At 67.4% G+C, this 19540-nt stretch carries 13 protein-coding genes and 1 pseudogene; 5 read left to right on the forward strand and 9 right to left on the reverse strand.

Translation table 11 applies throughout. The features are described 5' to 3' along the window. The first annotated feature begins 2 nt into the window (after positions 1–2). Both BSTEL_RS06500 and BSTEL_RS06505 read left to right on the forward strand, forming a co-directional pair. A complete protein-coding gene (locus BSTEL_RS06500) occupies positions 3–929 on the forward strand; it encodes a class C sortase (protein ID WP_034528556.1) in 927 nt (308 codons plus the stop codon). Next, positions 913–1692: an isopeptide-forming domain-containing protein gene (locus BSTEL_RS06505; protein ID WP_034528587.1), complete on the forward strand. Its 780-nt coding sequence runs from the start codon at positions 913–915 to the stop codon at positions 1690–1692. The genes BSTEL_RS06500 and BSTEL_RS06505 overlap by 17 nt, the downstream gene beginning before the upstream one ends. Before the next feature lie 34 nt (positions 1693–1726). On the opposite strand, the gene BSTEL_RS06510 is transcribed toward BSTEL_RS06505, so the two are convergent. Beyond that, positions 1727–2512: a nitroreductase family protein gene (locus BSTEL_RS06510; protein WP_034528558.1), complete on the reverse strand. Its 786-nt coding sequence runs from the start codon at positions 2510–2512 to the stop codon at positions 1727–1729. A 184-nt stretch (positions 2513–2696) separates the two neighbouring features. Between BSTEL_RS06510 and ppgK the strand changes: the two genes are divergently transcribed. Together ppgK and BSTEL_RS06520 are read left to right on the forward strand one after the other, a co-directional pair. Continuing rightward, the gene (gene ppgK / locus BSTEL_RS06515; RefSeq protein ID WP_034528560.1) at positions 2697–3464 is read left to right on the forward strand and encodes a polyphosphate--glucose phosphotransferase; all 768 of its coding nucleotides are present in this window, start codon (positions 2697–2699) and stop codon (positions 3462–3464) included. Positions 3465–3565: 101 nt separating this feature from the next. Continuing rightward, a complete protein-coding gene (locus BSTEL_RS06520; RefSeq protein WP_034528590.1) occupies positions 3566–4792 on the forward strand; it encodes a pyridoxal phosphate-dependent aminotransferase in 1227 nt (408 codons plus the stop codon). A gap of 49 nt (positions 4793–4841) precedes the next feature. Here BSTEL_RS06520 and BSTEL_RS06525 read toward each other — a convergent pair whose 3' ends face one another. The 3 genes from BSTEL_RS06525 to BSTEL_RS06535 form a co-directional block, all read right to left on the reverse strand. After that, the gene (locus BSTEL_RS06525; protein ID WP_034528563.1) at positions 4842–5654 is read right to left on the reverse strand and encodes an ATP-binding cassette domain-containing protein; all 813 of its coding nucleotides are present in this window, start codon (positions 5652–5654) and stop codon (positions 4842–4844) included. A 176-nt stretch (positions 5655–5830) separates the two neighbouring features. Then, positions 5831–7498: an aryl-sulfate sulfotransferase gene (locus BSTEL_RS06530; RefSeq protein ID WP_156963202.1), complete on the reverse strand. Its 1668-nt coding sequence runs from the start codon at positions 7496–7498 to the stop codon at positions 5831–5833. A 121-nt stretch (positions 7499–7619) separates the two neighbouring features. Beyond that, the gene (locus tag BSTEL_RS06535; RefSeq protein WP_051922918.1) at positions 7620–9812 is read right to left on the reverse strand and encodes a hypothetical protein; all 2193 of its coding nucleotides are present in this window, start codon (positions 9810–9812) and stop codon (positions 7620–7622) included. A 133-nt stretch (positions 9813–9945) separates the two neighbouring features. On the opposite strand from BSTEL_RS06535, the gene BSTEL_RS06540 reads away from it, so the two are divergent. Next, positions 9946–13347, forward strand: coding sequence for a tetratricopeptide repeat protein (locus tag BSTEL_RS06540; RefSeq protein ID WP_162178988.1), 3402 nt, complete (start codon positions 9946–9948; stop codon positions 13345–13347). A 41-nt stretch (positions 13348–13388) separates the two neighbouring features. Here BSTEL_RS06540 and BSTEL_RS06545 read toward each other — a convergent pair whose 3' ends face one another. The 5 genes and pseudogenes from BSTEL_RS06545 to BSTEL_RS12570 all read right to left on the reverse strand — a co-directional run. Beyond that, on the reverse strand, positions 13389–14534 hold the full coding sequence (locus tag BSTEL_RS06545; protein ID WP_034528569.1) for an Mrp/NBP35 family ATP-binding protein: 1146 nt from the start codon (positions 14532–14534) through the stop codon (positions 13389–13391). A 76-nt stretch (positions 14535–14610) separates the two neighbouring features. Then, entirely contained in the window at positions 14611–17316 is a 2706-nt protein-coding gene (gene ligA, locus BSTEL_RS06550; protein ID WP_034528570.1) for an NAD-dependent DNA ligase LigA, read from the reverse strand. 83 nt (positions 17317–17399) lie between these two features. Then, positions 17400–17984, reverse strand: coding sequence for a hypothetical protein (locus tag BSTEL_RS12745; protein ID WP_162178987.1), 585 nt, complete (start codon positions 17982–17984; stop codon positions 17400–17402). A gap of 51 nt (positions 17985–18035) precedes the next feature. After that, on the reverse strand, positions 18036–19037 hold the full coding sequence (locus tag BSTEL_RS06565) for a cation diffusion facilitator family transporter (RefSeq protein ID WP_034528572.1): 1002 nt from the start codon (positions 19035–19037) through the stop codon (positions 18036–18038). 160 nt (positions 19038–19197) lie between these two features. Beyond that, a pseudogene (locus BSTEL_RS12570) lies at positions 19198–19540 on the reverse strand (hypothetical protein); the annotation flags it as partial.

The raw sequence follows: 19540 nt of genomic DNA on the forward strand, positions 1-19540 counted from the left end.
CCATGGGAAAGAAGCTGCGCGGCCTCGCGCCATTGCTCGTCATCGTGATAGGACTGCTCGTGCTGTTCTACCCGACGATCAGCAACTTCCTCGTCATGAAGAACGCCTCCCGCGTCGTCAGCAACTACGACGCGGCGGTCGAAGCGCTCTCCGACGAGGAATACCGGCAAATGCTCGAAGCCGCGCACGCCTACAACGCCAAGCTCGCCCAGGAAAGCTCCGGCGACACCAGCGCCCTGACCGGCGCGGTGAACACCGAAGCCACCGACGCCGAGTACATGAAGCTCCTCAACCTCGCCGGCGACGGCATGATGGGCTACATCACCGTGCCCCGTCTCAAGGAGACCATGCCGATCTACCACGGCACCGCCGAAAAGGTGCTGCAGGTCGGCATCGGCCACCTCGAACGCACGTCGCTGCCCGTCGGCGGCGCGAGCACGCACGCGGCCCTCTCCGGCCACCGTGGCCTGCCCACCGCCAAACTGTTCACCGACCTGAACCTGATGAGAAAAGGCGACCGCTTCTACATCAGGATCCTCAAGGACACCTACGCCTACCAGGTCGACCGCATCACCACGGTGCTGCCGACCGACACCAAGGAACTCGCCATCGACCCGGGCAAGGACCAGGTCACGCTCATCACCTGCACGCCGTACGCGGTCAACACGCACCGCCTGCTCGTACGAGCCCACCGCATCCCCTACACGCCCGCCATGGACGACGACTCCAAACCCACGTTCCACGTCGACATCCCCCTGCAGTACCTGCTGCCCAGCCTGGGCCTGATCGCCCTGCTCGTCGGATGGCGCGTGATCCAACACCGACGGCGACGCGCAAACGCCCCGTCACCCACCACGACTTCATCACACGCCGGCGCACGCCGCACGACCAAGAGGAAAGGAACGGCCAGACATGGCAGACATGCATAACCACGCGCAGCGCGGAGCGATCGGCATGCCGCGCACGCTGGCGGCGTCCCGCCTCGCCGCGTGCCTCGCGGCCATCATCATGCTCGTCGGCGTCATCGCGCTCGCCGCCACGCCCGCGAGCGCGCACGCCGCGCAATCCGGCGTAACCGGCTCACTCACCGTCGACGCGCAATGGGACCGCGGTCGGGACGACGCCACGCCGCTCGCCGGCGACACCTATTCGATCGTGCGCGTCGCCTCCGCCGACCTCGACGACAACGGCACCATCGCCGCGTTCCACACGCTCGACGCGTTCTCCCATTTCGACGCCGACTGGGGCAAACTCACCTCGTCCCAGCTCAACGCGGCCGCCAAACGCATGGACGCCCACGCGGCCGAACACCATCTCTACGCGGCCACCGGCGTGACCGACGCGAACGGGCGTGCCACGTTCGCGCGTCTCGCCGCCGGCATCTACCTCGTCGCGCGCACGCACGTCGCCGACGCGAACGCGCGATACGCGTGCGACCCGTTCCTCGTCTCCGTGCCCGACGGCAACGATCTGACCGGCGGCGCACCCGCGTTGAACGTCACCGTCGAACCGAAATTCGCCGACAACGGCACCGTCACGCCGCCCGGCGACCATGACCAGCCCGGCGGTCCCGGCAGCACGGCCCTCACCGGCGCGAACGTCGCCGCCATCGGACTGCTCACCGTCGCCGTCGGCGTCACGGGACTCGTCGTCGCCACGATCCGACGGCGCGCGCGGACGATCGACGAATGATCGACGGACGGTCGGCGCGTACGCCGTCGGATCGTTACTTGTGGAGGAACAGGCCGCCGTCGCCCCACGCCCACTGGCCTTGGCCGGCGCCGATCTGGAAGTGCAGTTTCGCGATGCCCAGATCGTTGAGCGCCCAATGCTCGTCGCCCGCCGAGGGGTCGATGTGCGCGGCGGCCGTATCGTCGTCGGCGTTGTAGGTGAACGTGACCGGCTGGCGGTTCATCGCGCTCGGAGCCTTCATCGCCGCCTCGACGCCCGCCTTGAACCACGCAGGAGCCGCCTCGCGCGCCTCGTCGGACATGCCGGCCGTGAACTGTTCGAACGACTTCGTCGGGCGATGCGTGCGTTGGAATTCGGCGAGCTCCTCGTACGACTTCGCCAAGCGCTCCACGTGATGCTCCGGATGCCCGATCACCACGGCCAAGTACAGTTCCTCGCCGTTGCGGATGTGGCAGTGTCTCGCCGCCTCCGCACGGTCCCAACTGCCCGCCACCCACAGGGTGCCGAGGCCCCTCAAGGTCGCGGCGAGCACGGCGCGCTCCGCGTAGAAGCCGGCGCGCTCCTTGGCCTCCGCGTCGTTCTTCGGGCCGACGACGGCCAGATAGTTCGCCGCGTTCCTCAAATGCCCTGAGGCGTTCGCCTCCGCGAACACCTGGGGACGGTTCCGCACCAGCTGCAGGTGCAGGTCGCCGAGGAGGTTCAGCGGGGCGAGGGTCATGTCGAGCTGGCGGGCCGTGTCGTCGTCGATCGGTTCGTCGTCGAAGGAGCGGATGGCGGTGCGGATGTTCACCGCATCGATCAGTTGGTTGTGTTCTGCCATGCCTCCCATTATGGCACCGCATGGTGCGGCGTCGGCGTCTTCCCGGGAGTGACCTGGGCCACGAACGGGCGGATGGAACGCACACGTGCGCACGACATGCGGGCGTCCGTCCATGGTTTGGGATGCGAGGGCGGTACGATGCAGATAACGGTTAGGAAATCCAATACAAGGAGGAGAATCGACGATGATTGAAACCGCACAGGCGTTCGGCATCGATATCGGCGGCTCCGGCATCAAGGCCGCGCCCGTCAACCTGGAGAAGGGCGAATTCGCCGAACCCCGACTCAAGATCCTCACCCCCGAAGTGTCCACGCCGGACGCGGTCGCCAAGATCGTGCGCCAGCAGCTCGACCACTTCGAAGTGCCTGAATCCGCTCCGGTCGGCATCGCGTTCCCGGCGCCGATCAAGCCGGGCAAGCCGCTCGACTTCATGGCCAACCTCGACCAGTCGTGGGTCGGCGTCGACGTGACCGCCGTGTTCTCCGAGGCCGCGGGCCGCCCCGTCACCGTCGTCAACGACGCGGACGCCGCCGGTCTCGCCGAACAGCAGTTCGGCGCCGCCAAAGGCAAGGACGGTCTCGTCATCGCCACGACGCTCGGCACCGGCATCGGCACCGCGCTCATCATCGACGGCGTGCTCGTGCCCAACACCGAGCTCGGCCACCTCATCCTCTCCGACAAGCACCCGGACGCGGAGAAGTACGCGGCCAGCTCCATCCGCGAACAGGAGGAGCTCGGCTACAAGAAGTGGGCGAAGCGCCTCACCAAGTACTACGGTCTGCTGGAGAAGTACTTCAACCCGGATCTGTTCGTCGTCGGCGGCGGCGTGAGCCGCAAGGCGGACAAGTTCCTGCCGTTCATCGAGATCAAGACCCCAATCGTGCCCGCCGCGCTGCGCAACGAGGCCGGCATCGTCGGCGCCGCCTACTACGCGAGCACCAAGCAGCACTGAGCCTGCCTCCGAGCGCGTCGCGCGCCGGTCGAAGACGGCGAAGGGCCGTCCGGACGTTTGTTCCGGACGGCCCTTTTCATCGCCCGCGCTACAGTGGAGACATGACCGTTCGATTCTCCTCCCGCGTGGACATCTCCGCGCCCAATCCGATCGCCGCCGCCGAAGCGAAGGCGCGCGCGCAGGGCGTGACGCTCGGCAAGCTCAACGACTCCAACCCGACCCGGCACGGGCTCGCCCCGGCCGAGGTGCCGGGGGAGTACACGGCGGAACCGCGCGGACCGCGCGCGGCGAGGGAGGCTTTGGCGAGGTTCCTATCGGCCGGGCTGGACCACCCCCAGTCCGCTTTGCGGACAGCCCCCGCCGGCGGGGGCCGAGAGGAAGGTGTTGATCCGGATTCGTTGTATTTGTTGAGTTCCACTTCGCAGGCGTATTCGTGGCTCATCAAACTGCTGTGCGACGCCGGTGACGCGGTGCTCGCCCCGAAGCCCGGCTACCCGCTCATCGAATCGATCGCGCGTCTCGAATGCGTCGACACGATCGAATACCAGCTCCAGTTCGACGGCTCCTGGTACATCGACACCGCCGCCATCGAGGAACTGCTCTACTCGCCGGAAGGCGACCGCATCCGCGCGCTCGTCCTCATCAACCCGAACAATCCGACCGGCTCCTACGTGAAACCCGAGGAGCGCGCCATGCTCGTGCGCCTGTGTCGGGAACGCGGCATCGCCATCATCGCCGACGAGGTGTTCTACGACTACGCGCTGGAACCGTTCGACGGCAACGCGCGGCTCGCGGGGGAGACCGGCGCGCTCACGTTCGCGCTCGACGGCTTCTCCAAGATGCTCGCCGCGCCGCACGCCAAAGTCGGCTGGATCCGCGTCTCCGGCCCGGAAGGCGACGTGCGCGAGGCGCAGCGCCGACTCGACGTCATCGCCGATGACTACCTGCCGATGAGCGACATCATCGCCGCGCGTCTTCCCGAACTGCTGTCGGTCGCGCCGCGCCAGACGGCGCGCGTGCGCGACCGCGTGCGCGCCAACCTCGCCACTCTGCACACGCTGCTCGCACGTGACGAGCACCGGCTCGTCGACGTGCTGCGCGCGGAAGGCGGCTGGAACGTGCTGCTGCGCGTGCCGGCCGTCATCGACGAGAACGAGCTCGTGCTGCGGCTCATCGGGACGCGGCGGCTCACCGGACAACCCGGCTACTTCTTCGACATGACGACGAACGGCTATCTCGCGTTGTCGCTGCTGCCCGAGGCGGACGAGTTCCGTGCGAACGTGACGGCCGTGCTCGACACGGTCGCCGCGATGCTCGACCTCGACTGACGGCGAACGTGACGGCGGCGACGGCTATCCCGATGACGGCGGACCGGCCTCAGGCCGCCGACTTCGCCGCCTCGTAGCGTTTGCGGATCAGATCCATGTAGAAGGCGACCGCGTCGGCCGGGGAACCGTCGAAGACGACATGCTGCGCGTCGAGCACGAGCGTGCGGTCGATCGCGTATTCGGGGCGGACGATCATGTCCGTGTCATGCGTGGCGACGATCACCTGCTTGTCGTAGGTGAACAGCGCCTCGGCCACATGACGCGTGCCGATCTCGTCCAATCCCTTCGACGGCTCGTCCGCGACGATCGCCGCCGGGTCGAACGCGAGCGCGGCGGCGATGGCGAGCAGGTGGCGCTTCTCCGAATCGAGTTCCGCCGCCTTCGTCTTGCGCATGCGCTGCAGGCCGAAATGCGCGAACAGGTTGCCGATGCGGGCCGCCCGCTCGGCATCCGCGATCTTGTGCTTCTTCAACGACTCGTCAACCGCCTGCGTGATGTTCTCCGCACGGTAGAACACGTTCGGGATCTCCTCGCGGCGCACCTTGCCCACCCACTCGTCGACCGTCTTGAGGTCGCGTTTGGATGAGGTGCTGAGCGTGGGGGAGGCCGGGTCGCCGTCCGTTCCCACGCCGGTGATCGTGACCGTGCCGGCGGAAGGCGTGAGCGAGCCGTCGAGCAGTCCGAGCAGCGTGGATTTGCCGGAGCCGTTGAGGCCGATGATCGCGACGCGTTTCTCCGTGATTGTCAGATTGGTGGGGTTCAGGCCCACGTGGCCGTCATCGTAGACGTGGCCGGCGCCGGAGAGCGTGAAGGTGAGCGACGCCGGCTTCGCGGCGGGTTTGCGGGAAAAGAAAAAGCCCATGCCGCCTACTGTAGTAAGTGGCATGGGCCGATGCGCCTTGAGGGGCCGCGCGGTGCACCCCCCTCAGTCCGCTGCGCGGACAGCTCCCCTGAAGGGGGAGCATCCCACTGTTGCGCCCCTTTTCAGGGGGAGCTGGCGGCCGTAGGCCGACTGAGGGGGTCGGGGCGGGGCGGGCGTCAGGCGAAGTAGAAGCCCTTGAAATCGTAGTGGTAGACGCGGTAGATGTAGCCGGTGGACAGGGCCATCCTGTACTGCGCCTGCAGGTTGCCGGCGTCGTCGTACACGCCGAACACGCCTTGCATGCCCGTGTCCACCAGATTGATCGTGTCGGTGATCTCCTGCGAGGAGCTCACGTACGGGGAGTACGGCACGTCGAACGACTGCACTTCCGTGTAGGTGCCGGCGTTCTCGTCGATCAGGTACTTGCGGAACTGGGAGCGGGAGTTCTCGTCCTTCGAGCTTTGCGCGGTGGAGATGCCCTTGATCGTCGTCCAGTCGAAGTCGGGGCGGGTCATCGCGTAGCCGAAGTTGTTGTCGAACATGTACACGTAGTACTGGCCGTCGGGCAGCGACGGGTCCTCCTCGTAGGTGATCGAATGCTGGCCGCCCGTGTCGCCGAAGTCGCCGATCTTGGTGAGGAACGAATCCTTGTACGAGGTGCCGTCCCACACGCTCGGCTCGCCGACCATCCAGTCGAGCTTCGGCGTGCCCTCGATGTCGTCCACCTTGATGATGGTGGAGGTCTCGCGTGCGGAGAACAGCGCGGAGCCGTCGGGCAGCAGCTGGATCGTGTTGAAGTGGATCCAATCCCAACGGTTCGTGGCGCTCGGATCGGATTCGTCGATGCCGGAATGGTCGGTGGACGCCTTGTAGTCGGGGAACATGTCGCCGAAGTCGATGAGCTGCGTCACCTTGCCGGTGGTCGTGTCCACCTTGATGACCTGGTCCTGCACCGCATGGTCGGAGCGGGTCAGATCGGTGGCGAGCGACACGATGTTGCCGTCCGAATCGAGCGCGTAGTCGTGGTGGAGGATGAACCGGTCGCCCAGATCGATGATCTTCTCCAGTTTGCCGAGACGGTTCATGCCGACGAAGTGCTTCGTCGAGGCGGAGAACCACATGAGGCCGTCGTCGTCGAACAGGAGGCGGTGCGAACGGTAGTAGAGCACCGGCACCTCGCCGCGCAGCACGCCGTTCACGTCGTAGTAGTACATGAAGTCCTGGTCGTTGGAATCGTTGCCGAGGATCGCGTACAGGCCGTTGCCGAGCGCCTGCGTGGCCGCATCGGTCGGTTCGACTGGCTGTTCGAGCCGCACCTCCTCCTCGCCGAGGGTCTTCGCGCCCTTGTGCGTGATCTGCTTGGTGGCGACGGTCTTGCCCGAGGAGTCCTTCAGGGTGAGCGTAATCGTGTTCTTCACGTTCGGGATGAGGCCGAGCACGAGGAATTCGTGCGTGGTCGCATAGTCGTCGCCCTGTTCGGCGGTGGCGGAGAAGTCCGGGTATCCGGCGGCGCTCACCGTGTAGGAGACGCTGGTGGCGTCGTCCGTCGTGAAGTACACGTACAGGGATGTGGTGTTCGTGCCGTACGGGTTCTCCTCGACGAACGGGTCGTCGAGCGTGGCGGCCGACTTGCCGCGTGCGGCGGCGAGGTTCTCGTCGGCCATCTTCTGGTAGTCGGCGGTGTAGATGTTCTCGATGCGCGCGTTCAACCGTTCGACGCGATGCTCCTTGATCGCCGCCTCGACGTTGTCCTGCGTGAGCAGGCACAGGCCGCATGCGACGGCCAGAGTGACGATGGCCGCCACGATCTTCAATGCGGTCTTGCCGCTTGCTGTTCGCTTCATTGTGATGGTTCCGGCTTTCTGGCTACGGACTGCACGTTGACCAGTTCAGTATTATGCCCAAGTCCTTGGAATTCGTGGGGTTCCGCTGGAATTTGCCTGAAAAGGCCGGCGCCGCGAACGCTCAGAGCGTGAACCAGGTCATCACATCATGGAAGAGATCCGGGCGCGTGACGATCATCTGATCCTGACGGCCGATCGTGAACAAACACAATACGTTGACCAGCACCATGACGGCGAACATGACGAGGACGACGATCCGCACGATCCTCGTCCCGGCCGGTGCCGGCGCGCACCCGTCGCCATCACCGCCGTCGCCGTCGCCGTTCACCGCCCGCAGCAGGCCGGGCAGCGCCGCCAACGCGAACAGCCAGCCGAAATCGCCCATGTACCGCCATCCCAGACCGGCGCTCGACGCGTCGAACACGGTGATGAGCAGGGCGAGGGCCAATGCGGTCGCCATCATCGGCATGAGATGCGAGGCGGCGAACCGGCGGCGCAGGAACGGCAACGCGAGCGCGGCGAGCAACGGAGGGCACAGCACGAACAGGCCGCCGACCATCGGCTCCGTGAACGCCCATTCGGCGAGCGGCGTGGGGGAGAGCGCCACGAACGGGAACTCACGCACAATCCGGAGCGGCAGCGCCAGATAGTAGCCGACCATCGCCGGAACGCCGGCGAGCGGCTGCCGGAACGCCGTCATGTCCGTCACCGTGAGCTGGTAGTCGTTGCCGAATTCGAGGAACGAGCCGAACCGCGCATGGTTGTACCAGACGAGCGGCGCCAGCGGGACCGCCGCCGCGGCGAGCACGACGATCGGGGCGCGCAGCGCGTGACCGACCCGCACACGCCGCGCCTTGAGGTTCGCGACGACCGCGCGGATCTGCGGCCAGAACAGCGGGATGCCGAGCAGCGCCGCCAGACAGAACGTGGGACGGCAGCCGAAGTTCGCGGCGATGAGGAACGCGCCGAGTCCCAGCCGCGGCAATGACAGTTCCGGCGCGCCGTCCATGCGCCAACGGTCGGCCGGATTCAACGGGCGTTTCCCGGTCGAGGCGCCCATCCACAGCCACAGTCCCGCCGCGGTGAACGCGAGCGAGGCGGCGAACGGCACCGAATAGAAGTTCGTCCGGTAGACGAGATACGGCATGTTCGCGGCCAACGGCACGAACAGCAGCATCATCGACGTGGCGGCGAGCGACGTGCGCGGCGCGAGACGGACGATCAGCCGGATCGTGAGCAGCCATATGAACACCAGCGCGATGAACATGAACAGGTAGACGGCCGCCGCGCTCGACAGCATGCGGCCCGTGAGCGCACGGTAGGGGGCGAACAGGACCACCGCCGGGACAACGCCGAAATACGAGTACCAGTGGCCGTCATGGAAGGCGTAGTCCCAGTAGATCGGGCTGACGCCCTCGGCGAGCAGCCGCGAGCGCGTCGTCACGTCGTACGGGTCCGGGGCTGCGGCGAGCGCGTCCGGGACGAGCAGATCGAGCGAGACTCGGCCGTTGAGGAGCGCGTCGGCGAGATGACCGTACTGGTCGATGTCGTACGTGTAGCCGTCGGGCTGGTGGAACGTCAACGGCGTCGCATAGCGCATCTGCCAGATCACGTTCGCCGCCGTCGCCACGGCGAACGGCGTGACCAGACCGGCGAACGCGAATCGTTGACGGCGGTTCGACGGGTCGAGCGCCACCCGCCACAGCCGCGATCGGGGCCGCCACAGCGCGGCCAGCAGCAGCACGCCCAGCATGAGCGCCACGCGTGCGGGACTGAACGAAAACGGGACGCGCACGTTCGCGCGGACCGCTTCGATCGGGATGACGGAGCCCTTCGCCTCCTCGACCCACACGCGCATCACGCCCGTGCCGTGCGCCTTGAGGAACAGCGAACGAGGCGACCAGGGCGACACGGATTGCGTGGCATTCGTGGCGGTCGTCCCGTTCGTGCCATTTGCGCTGTTTGTCCCGTTCGCGCCGGCGGGGAACGTGACGCGCAGATGGATGACGCGCAACGCGTCCTGCTTCGGCTCCAACGCGTCCACGCGCGCATAGTCCGACGTGCCGTCCGCCTTCACCTCGATCCAGGCGTCCGTCGGGTCGGTGACGCGCAGCAGTCCCGTGTCCGTGCGTTCGAGTCCCGCGCCCATCGCGTTCGTAGAGGAGGCGGAATCGGTGCTCGCGCCCAGCGTGCGCCAGAACGGCAGGTTGAACCCCACACATTCCACGGCGAGCACGACGAGCACGGCGACGAGTGCGGCGACGGCCGCGCGGCGGCGCGACCCCTTGGCGAACGGATGGGGAAGATGAGGCACCCGACCATTCTATAGGCAGTTATTCTCAGGGCTTCATACCGGGCCCATGTCGGGTTGCGTTGGAACAATGTGAGGCATGTCAGTACGCAAGTCACACCACCACGAACGCCCCTCGGATCCATGGAAGGCCGCGATGGGGCGGGTACGGGGGCTTGCGAAACGGCTGACGCGTTCCGGGCGCGGGGCGCTCGAATCGGTCGACCCGTTCGGCGCGACCATCAGCAAGGCGGCGCAGGAGACGGCCGCCGCCGGATTCGCGCGCGAATCGTCCGGCACCAAGGTCGAAATGGACGTGGCGCAGGAGCTCGCCAGCCATTCGCGCCGTCTCGGCCCGCTCGTCAAACGCCGCATGCTCGACTTCGACGACGTGCCCGGCAGGCTCACGCTCGGCTGGGCGCAGCTGCCGGCCAGGGGAGGGGCGGCCAATCCGGGCGCGGGCGTGGGATTCTCGCTCGGCGTGTTCGCCGACCGCGACCATTTCTCGCAAATCGCCTACGCGGACGGCAAAGGCCGCGTGTACGTGGGCACCGAGATCGGCATGGACGTGCAGAACATGGAACCACGGTTCATGCTCGCCCGTGAGCCGCGGCGCGACCGTGTGGGCGGCGGCGTCGTCGGCCGCGACGACACGGGCCGCATGACCTGGCTCGCCGCATGGCGGCGCGACCGCGAGACCGGCACCTACACGCTCGAACAGATGCGCTACCCGCTGCGCCGCGACATGCGCGAAGGCCTCGAATACCGCGACGCGGTCGCCATCGCGTTCTTCGCCGGCTACATGCTGCCGCAGATGCGCGGCACGCTCGTCGGATTCGGCGCGGGCAACATCTTCCGCCGGCTCAACCGCGAGGCCCCGGTGGGCGCGATCCGCCGGTCCGTACGCGACATGCTCGAAGTGCGCGCGCACGGCATGCGCGTCTCCGGGCTCGAAGACCACTTCGCCGAACTCATGCACGAGGCGGGCGCGCTTGACGAGGCGCCCGGACTCGAAGCCGTGCACGGCGCCGAACCATTGCACCTGTACACGTCCAGCTACTCCGGCTCCTACTTCTTCACCTGGGATTCGTCCCTGTCGCTCGCGCCGGCGCTGCGCGCGCTCGCCATCGAAGGCAACCTCAACCGGTTCGCCTCGGTGAGCGCATGGCTGGAACGCAACGCGCGTCTCGGACTGGAACCCACCGAGGAGACGGTGACGCGCGCCCAGGCCGCCACCATCGACCTGAAACTGCTCGACGATCCGGCGCTGATCGCGCTCGGCACGGACGACGGCCCGGACGGTGATGCGGACACGGCGGCCGGCGCGCGCAACGCCGTCGACGGCGCGGCCGCGGGACGCGACGCGCGCATGGACCGGGAGGGCGACCACAACGCGATGCGTTCGCTGATCCGCGAAGCGCACCGCATCGCGCGTCATCTCGGCGAGCATGTGGGAGAACGCGGCGACACCGGTTCCGAATGGGTGTACCGGCAGAGCATGGCGCTGCTCGTGCGCCGGCTGCGCCTGCCCTACCGGTTCGACGTGGAGATCCGCTCGAACCTCGCGGCGGGACGCGTGGCGGTCGGCTTCACCACGGCCGGCGTGTCGATGATGCCCGCCACCCGCTACGACGAGGCCGAGCATTGTTGGGTGTCGTTGAGCGAAGGCGAACGCGCCGAGATGAGCGCCGCCTACAATCTGCGCGTCGGCCTGATCATGGCGGCGATGAGCTTCGCCGCGAGCGACAGGGTGCGCGAAGTGTCGCTGCACGTCGACTCGCTCGGCTTGGAGGAGGCCGTCGCCGAACAGGATTCCGCCATCGAGACGATGATGAGCGAGGCGTTGAGCGCGTTCGAACGCATGCACACCGGCGGCATGGGCGCGGTGCGCGGCAAGGCCGAACCGAAGGACGGCGACTTCCACGGCGATCCGACGCACACGCCGGTCCGCCCGGTCGCCGATCCCACGCAGACGGGCGACGGCCAGTCGACGACCGGCGACGCGTCCGACGGCGCGGACGGCGACGACAGCATCGAACGCCGGTTCGAGGACCTCATGCAGGGCGTCGACATCGACGAGACCGCGTTCGCGATGCCCGGCGACGGTGTGGACGACGCCGCATCATCCGGCGACGCGTTCGCCATCGCGTCGGCGTCCGGCGACGGCGACGACGCGGATGCCGCGGGCGATGACGCCGATGCCGACGACGCCGATCCGATGAGCGTGCTCAAACGCAATCCGACCGTGCGCAACCTCGCCACCGTCACGTTCACGCGCGACGCGTTCCTCTCCCGCATCGGCGAGGACGCGCTCGACCATCCGATGGACACGTACCGCATGTTCGACGCGGTCATGGACGTGGACGGCGACGGCGCGCTCAAACCCGTCGACGCCGGATTCGACCTGCGCGACCAGCGGTTCGCGCCCGCCGGCTCGCAGGAGCAGCCCGAATCCTCCGATCATGCGTTCACGCCCGCCGCGGCGCGCGTGCTCGGCACGCCGGATGCGGTCGGACTGTCGATCCAACGCGTCGACCTGCTGCAGCGCGCCGAATCCGACTTCCATCGTCTCGCCTCCGACAAGACGATGCCGTCCGTCGCGAAGGCGCGGGAGGCGATGCGCATCATCGACATGATCGGCGATCCGGAACTCGCCGAACAGGCGCCGAACGTGACCAGCGCGCTCATCGACGGACGCGACACGCCACCCGTCACGATCGCCCTGGCCGACGAGCTCGACAAGGAGCGGCTCAAGGCGCGCGACCTGCTGTTCGGCGGACAGGTGAGCCAGGCGCTCGACACCGCGGAGGCGGCGATCGGCCGGCTCGACGCGCTCTATGCGAACGGCGGCGGCGTTCCCCGCTACTTCAACTCGTATGCGGAACGCGTCATCTACAACCGGCTGTTCGCCACGCAGGGGGAGCGCACCGTGCTCATCCCCGACAACCTGTTCTACGCGCACATGGAGCTCGCCGACGTGCTCGCCCAGGTCAAGGGCGCGAAGGCGTCGCTCAAGCATCTCAACATGATGGTCTCCTACGCGCCCGCCTACCCGCTCACGCATCTGAAGCTCGCCGTGCAGCTGGCGCGCAGCGAGGACTGGGATTCGGCGCGCGCCGCATGCCTCAACGCGCTCAACGTGGCGCTCGACCGCGACGACGCCGCGTTTGCCTACTACCGTCTCGCCTACGCCGAATGGATGCAGGACCGTTTCGAGACGGCCGTGGCAGCCTACCTGATGAGCGACCACATCGCACCCGGCCAGATCGGCTCGCTGGAGGGCGAACTGCAGGAGCTCGTCGCGCGCGCCGACTCGCAGTGCATCCGCGTGCCGGAAAGCGTGGACGACGCGGCGCACGTGCTCGCCACCCACGACCTGCCCGTCTGGCCGCACACCGAGGTGGCGGGCATCGTGCGCGACGCGGCGCGCGTCACCGTGGACGAGGGACTGTTCGTGCCCGCGCGCACGCTGTCCGTCGCGTCCGCGCGCATGAACGACGACGAGACCAACGGCATCGACGTGGTGCAGGCGCAGTTCATCCGCTCGCTCAACGGGTGAGCGAACGGCTAGAGGACGGCTAGGGGGGACGGCCTAGAGGGTCACGCGGCCATCAGCCGTTCGGCCAACGCCCTGAACTCGGCGCCGACGCCGTCCGCCCTCAACGCGCCGTCCGCGTCCAGCACGGCCGGACGGCCCGCCTCGCCGGTCTCGCGCAGTTCCGGCTCCAACGGCAATTGCGCCATCAGCGGCACGTCGTAGCCGAGCGCCTCGGTCAACTGCTCGCTCACGCGCTCGCCGCCGCCATGGCCGAAGATCTCCAGCTTCTCGCCCTTGTGCTCGTAGAAGCTCATGTTCTCCACGACGCCGCGCACCTTCATCGGCACCTGCAGCGCGACGAGACCCGAGCGCACGGCCACGTCGGACGCGCTCGGCTGCGGCGTGGTCACGACCACGAGCTCCGCGTTGGGCAGCGCCTGCGCCACCGAGATCGCCATGTCGCCGGTGCCGGGGGCGAGGTCGAGCAGCAGCACGTCCGGCTCACCCCACCACACGTCGGACAGGAACTGTTCGAGCGAACGCTGCAGGCGCGGCCCGCGCCACAGGATCGCGCGGTCCGCGCCGGCGAACATGCCGATCGAGATGAGCTTGACGCCCCACGCGGTGACGGGCATCAGCATGCCGTTCAGGTTCGTGGGCTGCGTGTGCACGCCGAACAGGCGCGGCAGGGAGAAGCCGTAGATGTCCGCGTCGATCGCGGCCGTGTCGTAGCCGAGCGCGGCGAACGTGGCGGCCAGGTTCGCGGTGACCGACGATTTGCCGACACCCCCCTTGCCGGAGGCGATCGCGAAGATGCGGGTCTTGACGCCCGGCTTGTTGAACGGGTTCTGCTTGCGTTCCGCCTTGAGTCCGGCGACGAGGTCGTCGAGCTTGTCGCGGCTCATCGAACCAACCTCGATATGCGGGGTGAGGTCCGCGTCCGGATAGGAGGCGACCGCGCCGTTGATCTGGTTCGTGATGGTCTCGCTCAGCGGGCAGCCGGGCACGGTGAGTTCGACGTGCACGGTCACGTCGTAGGCGTCTCGTGCGCCGGCCGCGGTGCCGTCGTTGCCGTTCCGTGCGGCGGCGGGCGTCGCGTCGATCGCCGCGATCATGCCCAGGTCCGTGACCGAACGCCCCAGCTCCGGATCGATGACCTTGCTCAGCCTCTCGTAGATCGCCGCCTCGATGTGCCTGCTGTCCGTCAACGCGTCCTCCTCTTGTCCGCCGTATCGTCGTTATGCCGCACACCAGCGTAGCGTGCGAACGCCCGCCATGCCAGAGTCAGACCTCGCCGGTCTCCAGCAGCGTCTCGAACTGGGCTTCGTCGAGCATGGGGATGCCGAGCTCCTCGGCCTTCGTGGCCTTAGAGCCGGCGTTCGCGCCGACGACCACGTAATCGGTCTTCTTGCTGACCGACCCGGCCGCCTTGCCGCCGCGTTCGAGGATCGCCTCCTTCGCGGAATCACGCGAATAGCCTTCCAGCGAACCGGTGACGACCACCGTCTTGCCCGCGAGCGTCTGCGGCAACGTGCTCTTCTCGGCGGCCGCGACGCCCACGCCGGCGGCACGCCACGCGCGCAGCGTCTCGCCGCGCCAGTCACCGGGCTCCTTCGCGGCAGTGAACCAGTGCACCACCGATTCGGCAATCTCCGGGCCCACGCCGTCAATCTGCGTGAGCTCGTCGACGCTCGCCTCTTCGATCGCGTCGAGCGAGCCGAGCGACGAGGCGATGAGCCGCGCGGTCGGCGGACCGAGCCGGCGAATCGACAGCGCGACCAGCACGCGCCACAGGTCGGCGTGACGCGCCTTGTCCATCTCGTCGAACATCTTGCGCGTGTTCTCGCCAGGGCGGACGACCACCGGCACATCGGTCTCGCCGGCGCGCGTCTTTTTATGCTCCACGCGCACGACGACCGCGTCCGCAGGCACGTCGTAATCCGGGTAGGCGGTCACGGCCACGTCGTCGGCCGTTGTTTCCGCTCCGGCGCGCGCCGCCAACTGCTTGGCGGTGAGCTTCTTCGCCGGCGCGGGGGCCGTCCAGAAGGCGGGCACCTGATGCCACAGTCCGGAACCGCCCACGCGCTTGCGGGTCTTCTTCTTGCGCCCATTCGCGCCGACGGTCTCGTGGATCTCGATGATCGGCGCCTCGCGCCACACGCGCACGTCGCGCAGGTCGGCGGCGGTCAGCGCGAACAGGCCGGCCTCCGAAGACAGCACCGGCGTCTGGCGCTCCGGCAGTTGCAATCCCTCGACCGGCTCGTACGGTTCCGGCTCCTCGCCGGGCTTGACGAGGATCTCGGTGATGTTCGGCGCGTAGGTGGCGACCGAATCGGGGCGGTTCTCCTCCGGGTTCGTCAGCGCGATCGCCGACTGGTCGCCCAGGTGCTCGATGTCGAACGCCTTGCGCGAGGCGAGCGAGATCACGCGTTCGGTCAGCTGCGCCGGGCAGCTCTCCACGTTCGGGCAGCGGATGTCCTTGTCGCCCTCCTTGGCGGGAGCGAGCGTCGCGCCGCACGAGGGGCACCGCTCCGGCATCACGAACTCGCGCAGCTCGTTCTCGCGGCCCTTGCGGCGTTCCAGCACGGGCCCGACGAGTTCGGGGATCACGTCGCCCGCCTTGCGCACGACGACCGTGTCGCCGATGAGCACGTTCTTGCGTTTCACCTCGGACGGGTTGTGCAATGTGGTGCGCGCGACCGTCGAACCGGCCACGTACACGGGCTTCAGGATCGCGACCGGGGTGACGCGGCCGGTGCGGCCCACCTGCACGGTGATGTCGAGCAGTTCGGTGTTGACCTCCTCCGGCGGGTACTTGTAGGCGATGGCCCAGCGCGGCGCGCGCGAGGTCGCGCCCAGCGTGCGCTGCAATGCGAGGTCGTCCACCTTGACGACGATGCCGTCGAGCGCGTGTTCGATGTCGCCGCGGTGTTCGCCGTAGTAGTCGATCATCGCGAGGATCTCGCTGAACGACGTGACGGTGCGGTTGTGCGGCGAGACCGGCACGCCCCACTTCTCATACAGCGCGTAGGCCTCCGACTGGTCGTTGACCTGATCGTGCCTGCCGGCCGAGTTCGCGCCCCAGCGCAGCGTGCCGAGGCCGTGCGCGTAGAAGCTCAGCCGGCGGGTGGCGGTGATGCGCGGGTCCTTCTGACGCAGCGAGCCGGCGGCCGCGTTGCGCGGGTTCGCGAACGGGGCGCGGCCGGCGTCCTCCTGCTCGCGGTTGAGCTCGTGGAAGTCGTCCCAGCGCATGAACACTTCGCCGCGAATCTCCACGAATTCGGGGATGTCGCTCTTATCTCCGCCCAGGTTCGCCGGGATGGAGCCGATCGTGCGCACGTTCAAAGTGATGTCTTCGCCGGTCACGCCGTCGCCGCGCGTGAGCCCCTGCTCCAGCACGCCGTTGCGGTAGATGAGGTTCAATGCGAGACCGTCGATCTTCACCTCGCAGCTCATCGGCAGCGCCTTGCCTTCCGGCCAGTCGAGGTCGCGGATGACCGAATCGTACCAGTCGCTCAGCTCCTCGATCGAGAAGACGTCGTCGAGGCTCATCATGCGGCTGGGATGGCGCACGGACGTGAAATCGTTCGAGAACGTGCCGCCCACCCGGTGCGTGGGGCTTTGCGGGTTGTCGAGCGCGGGGAACGCGGCCTCCAATCGTTGCAGGCAGCGCAGTCGCGCGTCATAGGCGGCGTCGGAGGAGACCGGCGCGTCGTCGATGTAGTAGGCGATCTGGTCGGATTCCACCCACGCGGCGACGCGCGCCCACAGGCGTGCGGCGTTCTCCGCGTTCAGCGTGTCGACGTCGAGACGGTCGAGACGGACGGCATCCGCGTCGGTGGGCGTCAGCGCGGCGATCCATGCCTCGCTTCCGGGCGCGAGATGCGTGATGCCCTCGTCGGCGACGAGGGCCGGCACGGCCGTGTTCCCGGACTCGCCGCCACCGGCCATCATCGCGTCGAAATCCCATGCAAGCTGCTCGTCCGTCATATCCCCGCCTTGGCCGTATCCGATGGTTTCCGCATCGATTGTACCCGGACGCGGAAGGGGCCGGTGGAAATATGACGGGAGGCTCAGACCTCCTTCGTGCTGAGAAGTAGCAGGATGCCGGCGACCATATTGAGGAAGATCAGGTCGCAGACGGCGAAGGCCGTGGTGTTGGCCTTGGTGCCCTTGTAGATGCCCCAGCTGTGGACGGTCATGGGAATCTCCCAGGCCAGCGGGATGATCAGCCAGCCCGTGAGGATGGTGGTGACGAGATTGAGCACGAAGGCGACCAGCCGCAAGGTCCGGTCGGAATCGGTCATCGCATAGCCGTATCCATAGCCGGGCTGACCGTAAGGCGCTTGTCCGTATCCGTAGGCGGGCTGGCCGTACTGAGGTTGAGTGTACGGGGATTGACCGTACTGAGGTTGACCGTACTGAGGTTGACCGTACTGAGGTTGACCGTACTGAGGTTGCCCGTACTGAGGTTGACCGTACTGAGGTTGCCCGTAGGCGGGGGCGTAACCGTAGCTCGGCGCCTGCTGCTGAGCCTCATATCCGGGGTATGACTGGTACGGCTGTTGCGCGCCATACTCCGGCTGCGAGGGCGTCTCCTGGCCGTAAGGGGTCTCCTGGCTGTAGGGCGTCTGCGGCTGCTGGTCGTCGTTGGTCATCATATGGTCCTTTCGCGGGTGTCGCCGGATGGCCGGTCGCGTTGGTCGTTGTCAGTGCTGGGCGCGCCAGATGTCCGGTTCGACGTAGATCTCCCACTCGTACCAGGGGAGCGCGGTGCGGATGCTCGTCTCGATCTTGTCGACGGTCTGCACGTCATAGTCGCGGTCGAACTTGTCGGTCTCGACCTTGAGGCACAGCAGCACCGCGTCCTCGTCCATGTGGATGGCCTGCATGTTGATGAGCCGGTTCACGCCCTGCGTGCCCTCGACCGCCTCGACCAGCATCTCGCGGGTGCGCGGGTCGATGTCCTCGCCGATGAGTAGCGAACCGGATTTGAACGCGAGCGCCGCCGAGCCGCACACCAGCACGAGACCGACCATGAGGCCGCCGATCGCATCATAGAGCTCGTCGCCGGTCGCGATCGACAGGCCGATGCCGAGACCTGCGAACGCGAGGCCGATCAGTGCGAGCGTGTCCTCCATCATCACGGAGGCGAGTTCGGCGGACTTCGTGCGGCGCCAGAACTTGACCAGCGAATCGCTTTCCACCTTGACGCGCGTCATGCGTTCGCGCGCCTCATGTATGGACGTGTGCAGGCCGTAGCCTTCGAGGCAGGCGGAGACGCCCACGACGACGAGCGCGGCGACGAGTTCGAAGGATTCCGCCTCGCGCGGAATGGAGCCGTCGATGAGCCCGGTGAGTTTGGACGCGGCCTGGGAGACGGCGAACACGCCGCCGACGAAGAACAGGAGCGTCGCGACGATGAAGCTCGCCAGATACTTGATACGGTGCAGGCCGAACGGATGGTCGCCGTCCGACTTGTGGTCGGAGGTCTTGTCTCCGATCATCAGCACGATCTCGTTCGCGCAGTCCGCCACCGAATGTACCGATTCGGAGAACATGGACGATGAGCCGGTGAACGCGGCCGCCGCGAACTTCGCGAGCGCCACGCCGATGTTCGCCGCCAGCGCGGCCTTCACCGCCGCGCCCGCCTTGGTCTTTCCGTTCTGGATGGTCTTGTCGTTGTCTGCGTCGTTATCTGCCACGGTCATCCTCTCCTCTGGAAGCGATTGTAGCCGTGCCGCGGTCGTGACGGCGTTCGTTTGTAATATGGCGGACATGCCGTGATATGGAACGTGGGTGTGGATGGTCCCGATTCGGGACCATCCACACCCACGATGCGTCGGCAGGCGGATGGATCGTATCAGTGCGTCACAGCAGCACGGCGAAACTGGAGGCCGCGGCGGCGATGACGCCGATGATGACAATCAGCAGCCACAGGGCCACGCTGGCGATCACGGAGACGAGCGCGCCCATGCCGGCCATCTTCGCGTCGCCCGGCTTCTGGTCCTTCCACACGAGGAACAGGATGAGGCCGATGAGCGGGATGAAGAAGCCGAGCACGGCCCAGCCGAACGAGCCCTTGTCGTCGACCGGGGCGCCGTAGCCGTAGCCGGGGGCCGGCTGCGCGTACGGCGACTGCTGGGGTGCGCCATAGCCGTAGCCTGGCGCGGGCTGGCCGTATGCGGGCTGCTGGGGCGCGCCGTAGCCGGGG

It is taken from the genome of Bifidobacterium stellenboschense (genome assembly GCF_000741785.1).
In the GTDB taxonomy this organism is placed as follows: Bacteria; Actinomycetota; Actinomycetes; order Actinomycetales; family Bifidobacteriaceae; genus Bifidobacterium; species Bifidobacterium stellenboschense.

Bases quoted from the DNA above. Each gene is read 5' to 3' on its own strand.
- BSTEL_RS06500 (WP_034528556.1), top strand. From the start codon at position 3: ATGGGAAAGAAGCTGCGCGGCCTCGCGCCATTGCTCGTCATCGTGATA.
- BSTEL_RS06505 (WP_034528587.1), top strand. From the start codon at position 913: ATGGCAGACATGCATAACCACGCGCAGCGCGGAGCGATCGGCATGCCG.
- BSTEL_RS06510 (WP_034528558.1), bottom strand. From the start codon at position 2,512: ATGGCAGAACACAACCAACTGATCGATGCGGTGAACATCCGCACCGCC.
- ppgK (WP_034528560.1), top strand. From the start codon at position 2,697: ATGATTGAAACCGCACAGGCGTTCGGCATCGATATCGGCGGCTCCGGC.
- BSTEL_RS06520 (WP_034528590.1), top strand. From the start codon at position 3,566: ATGACCGTTCGATTCTCCTCCCGCGTGGACATCTCCGCGCCCAATCCG.
- BSTEL_RS06525 (WP_034528563.1), bottom strand. From the start codon at position 5,654: ATGGGCTTTTTCTTTTCCCGCAAACCCGCCGCGAAGCCGGCGTCGCTC.
- BSTEL_RS06530 (WP_156963202.1), bottom strand. From the start codon at position 7,498: ATGAAGCGAACAGCAAGCGGCAAGACCGCATTGAAGATCGTGGCGGCC.
- BSTEL_RS06540 (WP_162178988.1), top strand. From the start codon at position 9,946: ATGGGGCGGGTACGGGGGCTTGCGAAACGGCTGACGCGTTCCGGGCGC.
- ligA (WP_034528570.1), bottom strand. From the start codon at position 17,316: ATGACGGACGAGCAGCTTGCATGGGATTTCGACGCGATGATGGCCGGT.
- BSTEL_RS12745 (WP_162178987.1), bottom strand. From the start codon at position 17,984: ATGACCAACGACGACCAGCAGCCGCAGACGCCCTACAGCCAGGAGACC.
- BSTEL_RS06565 (WP_034528572.1), bottom strand. From the start codon at position 19,037: ATGACCGTGGCAGATAACGACGCAGACAACGACAAGACCATCCAGAAC.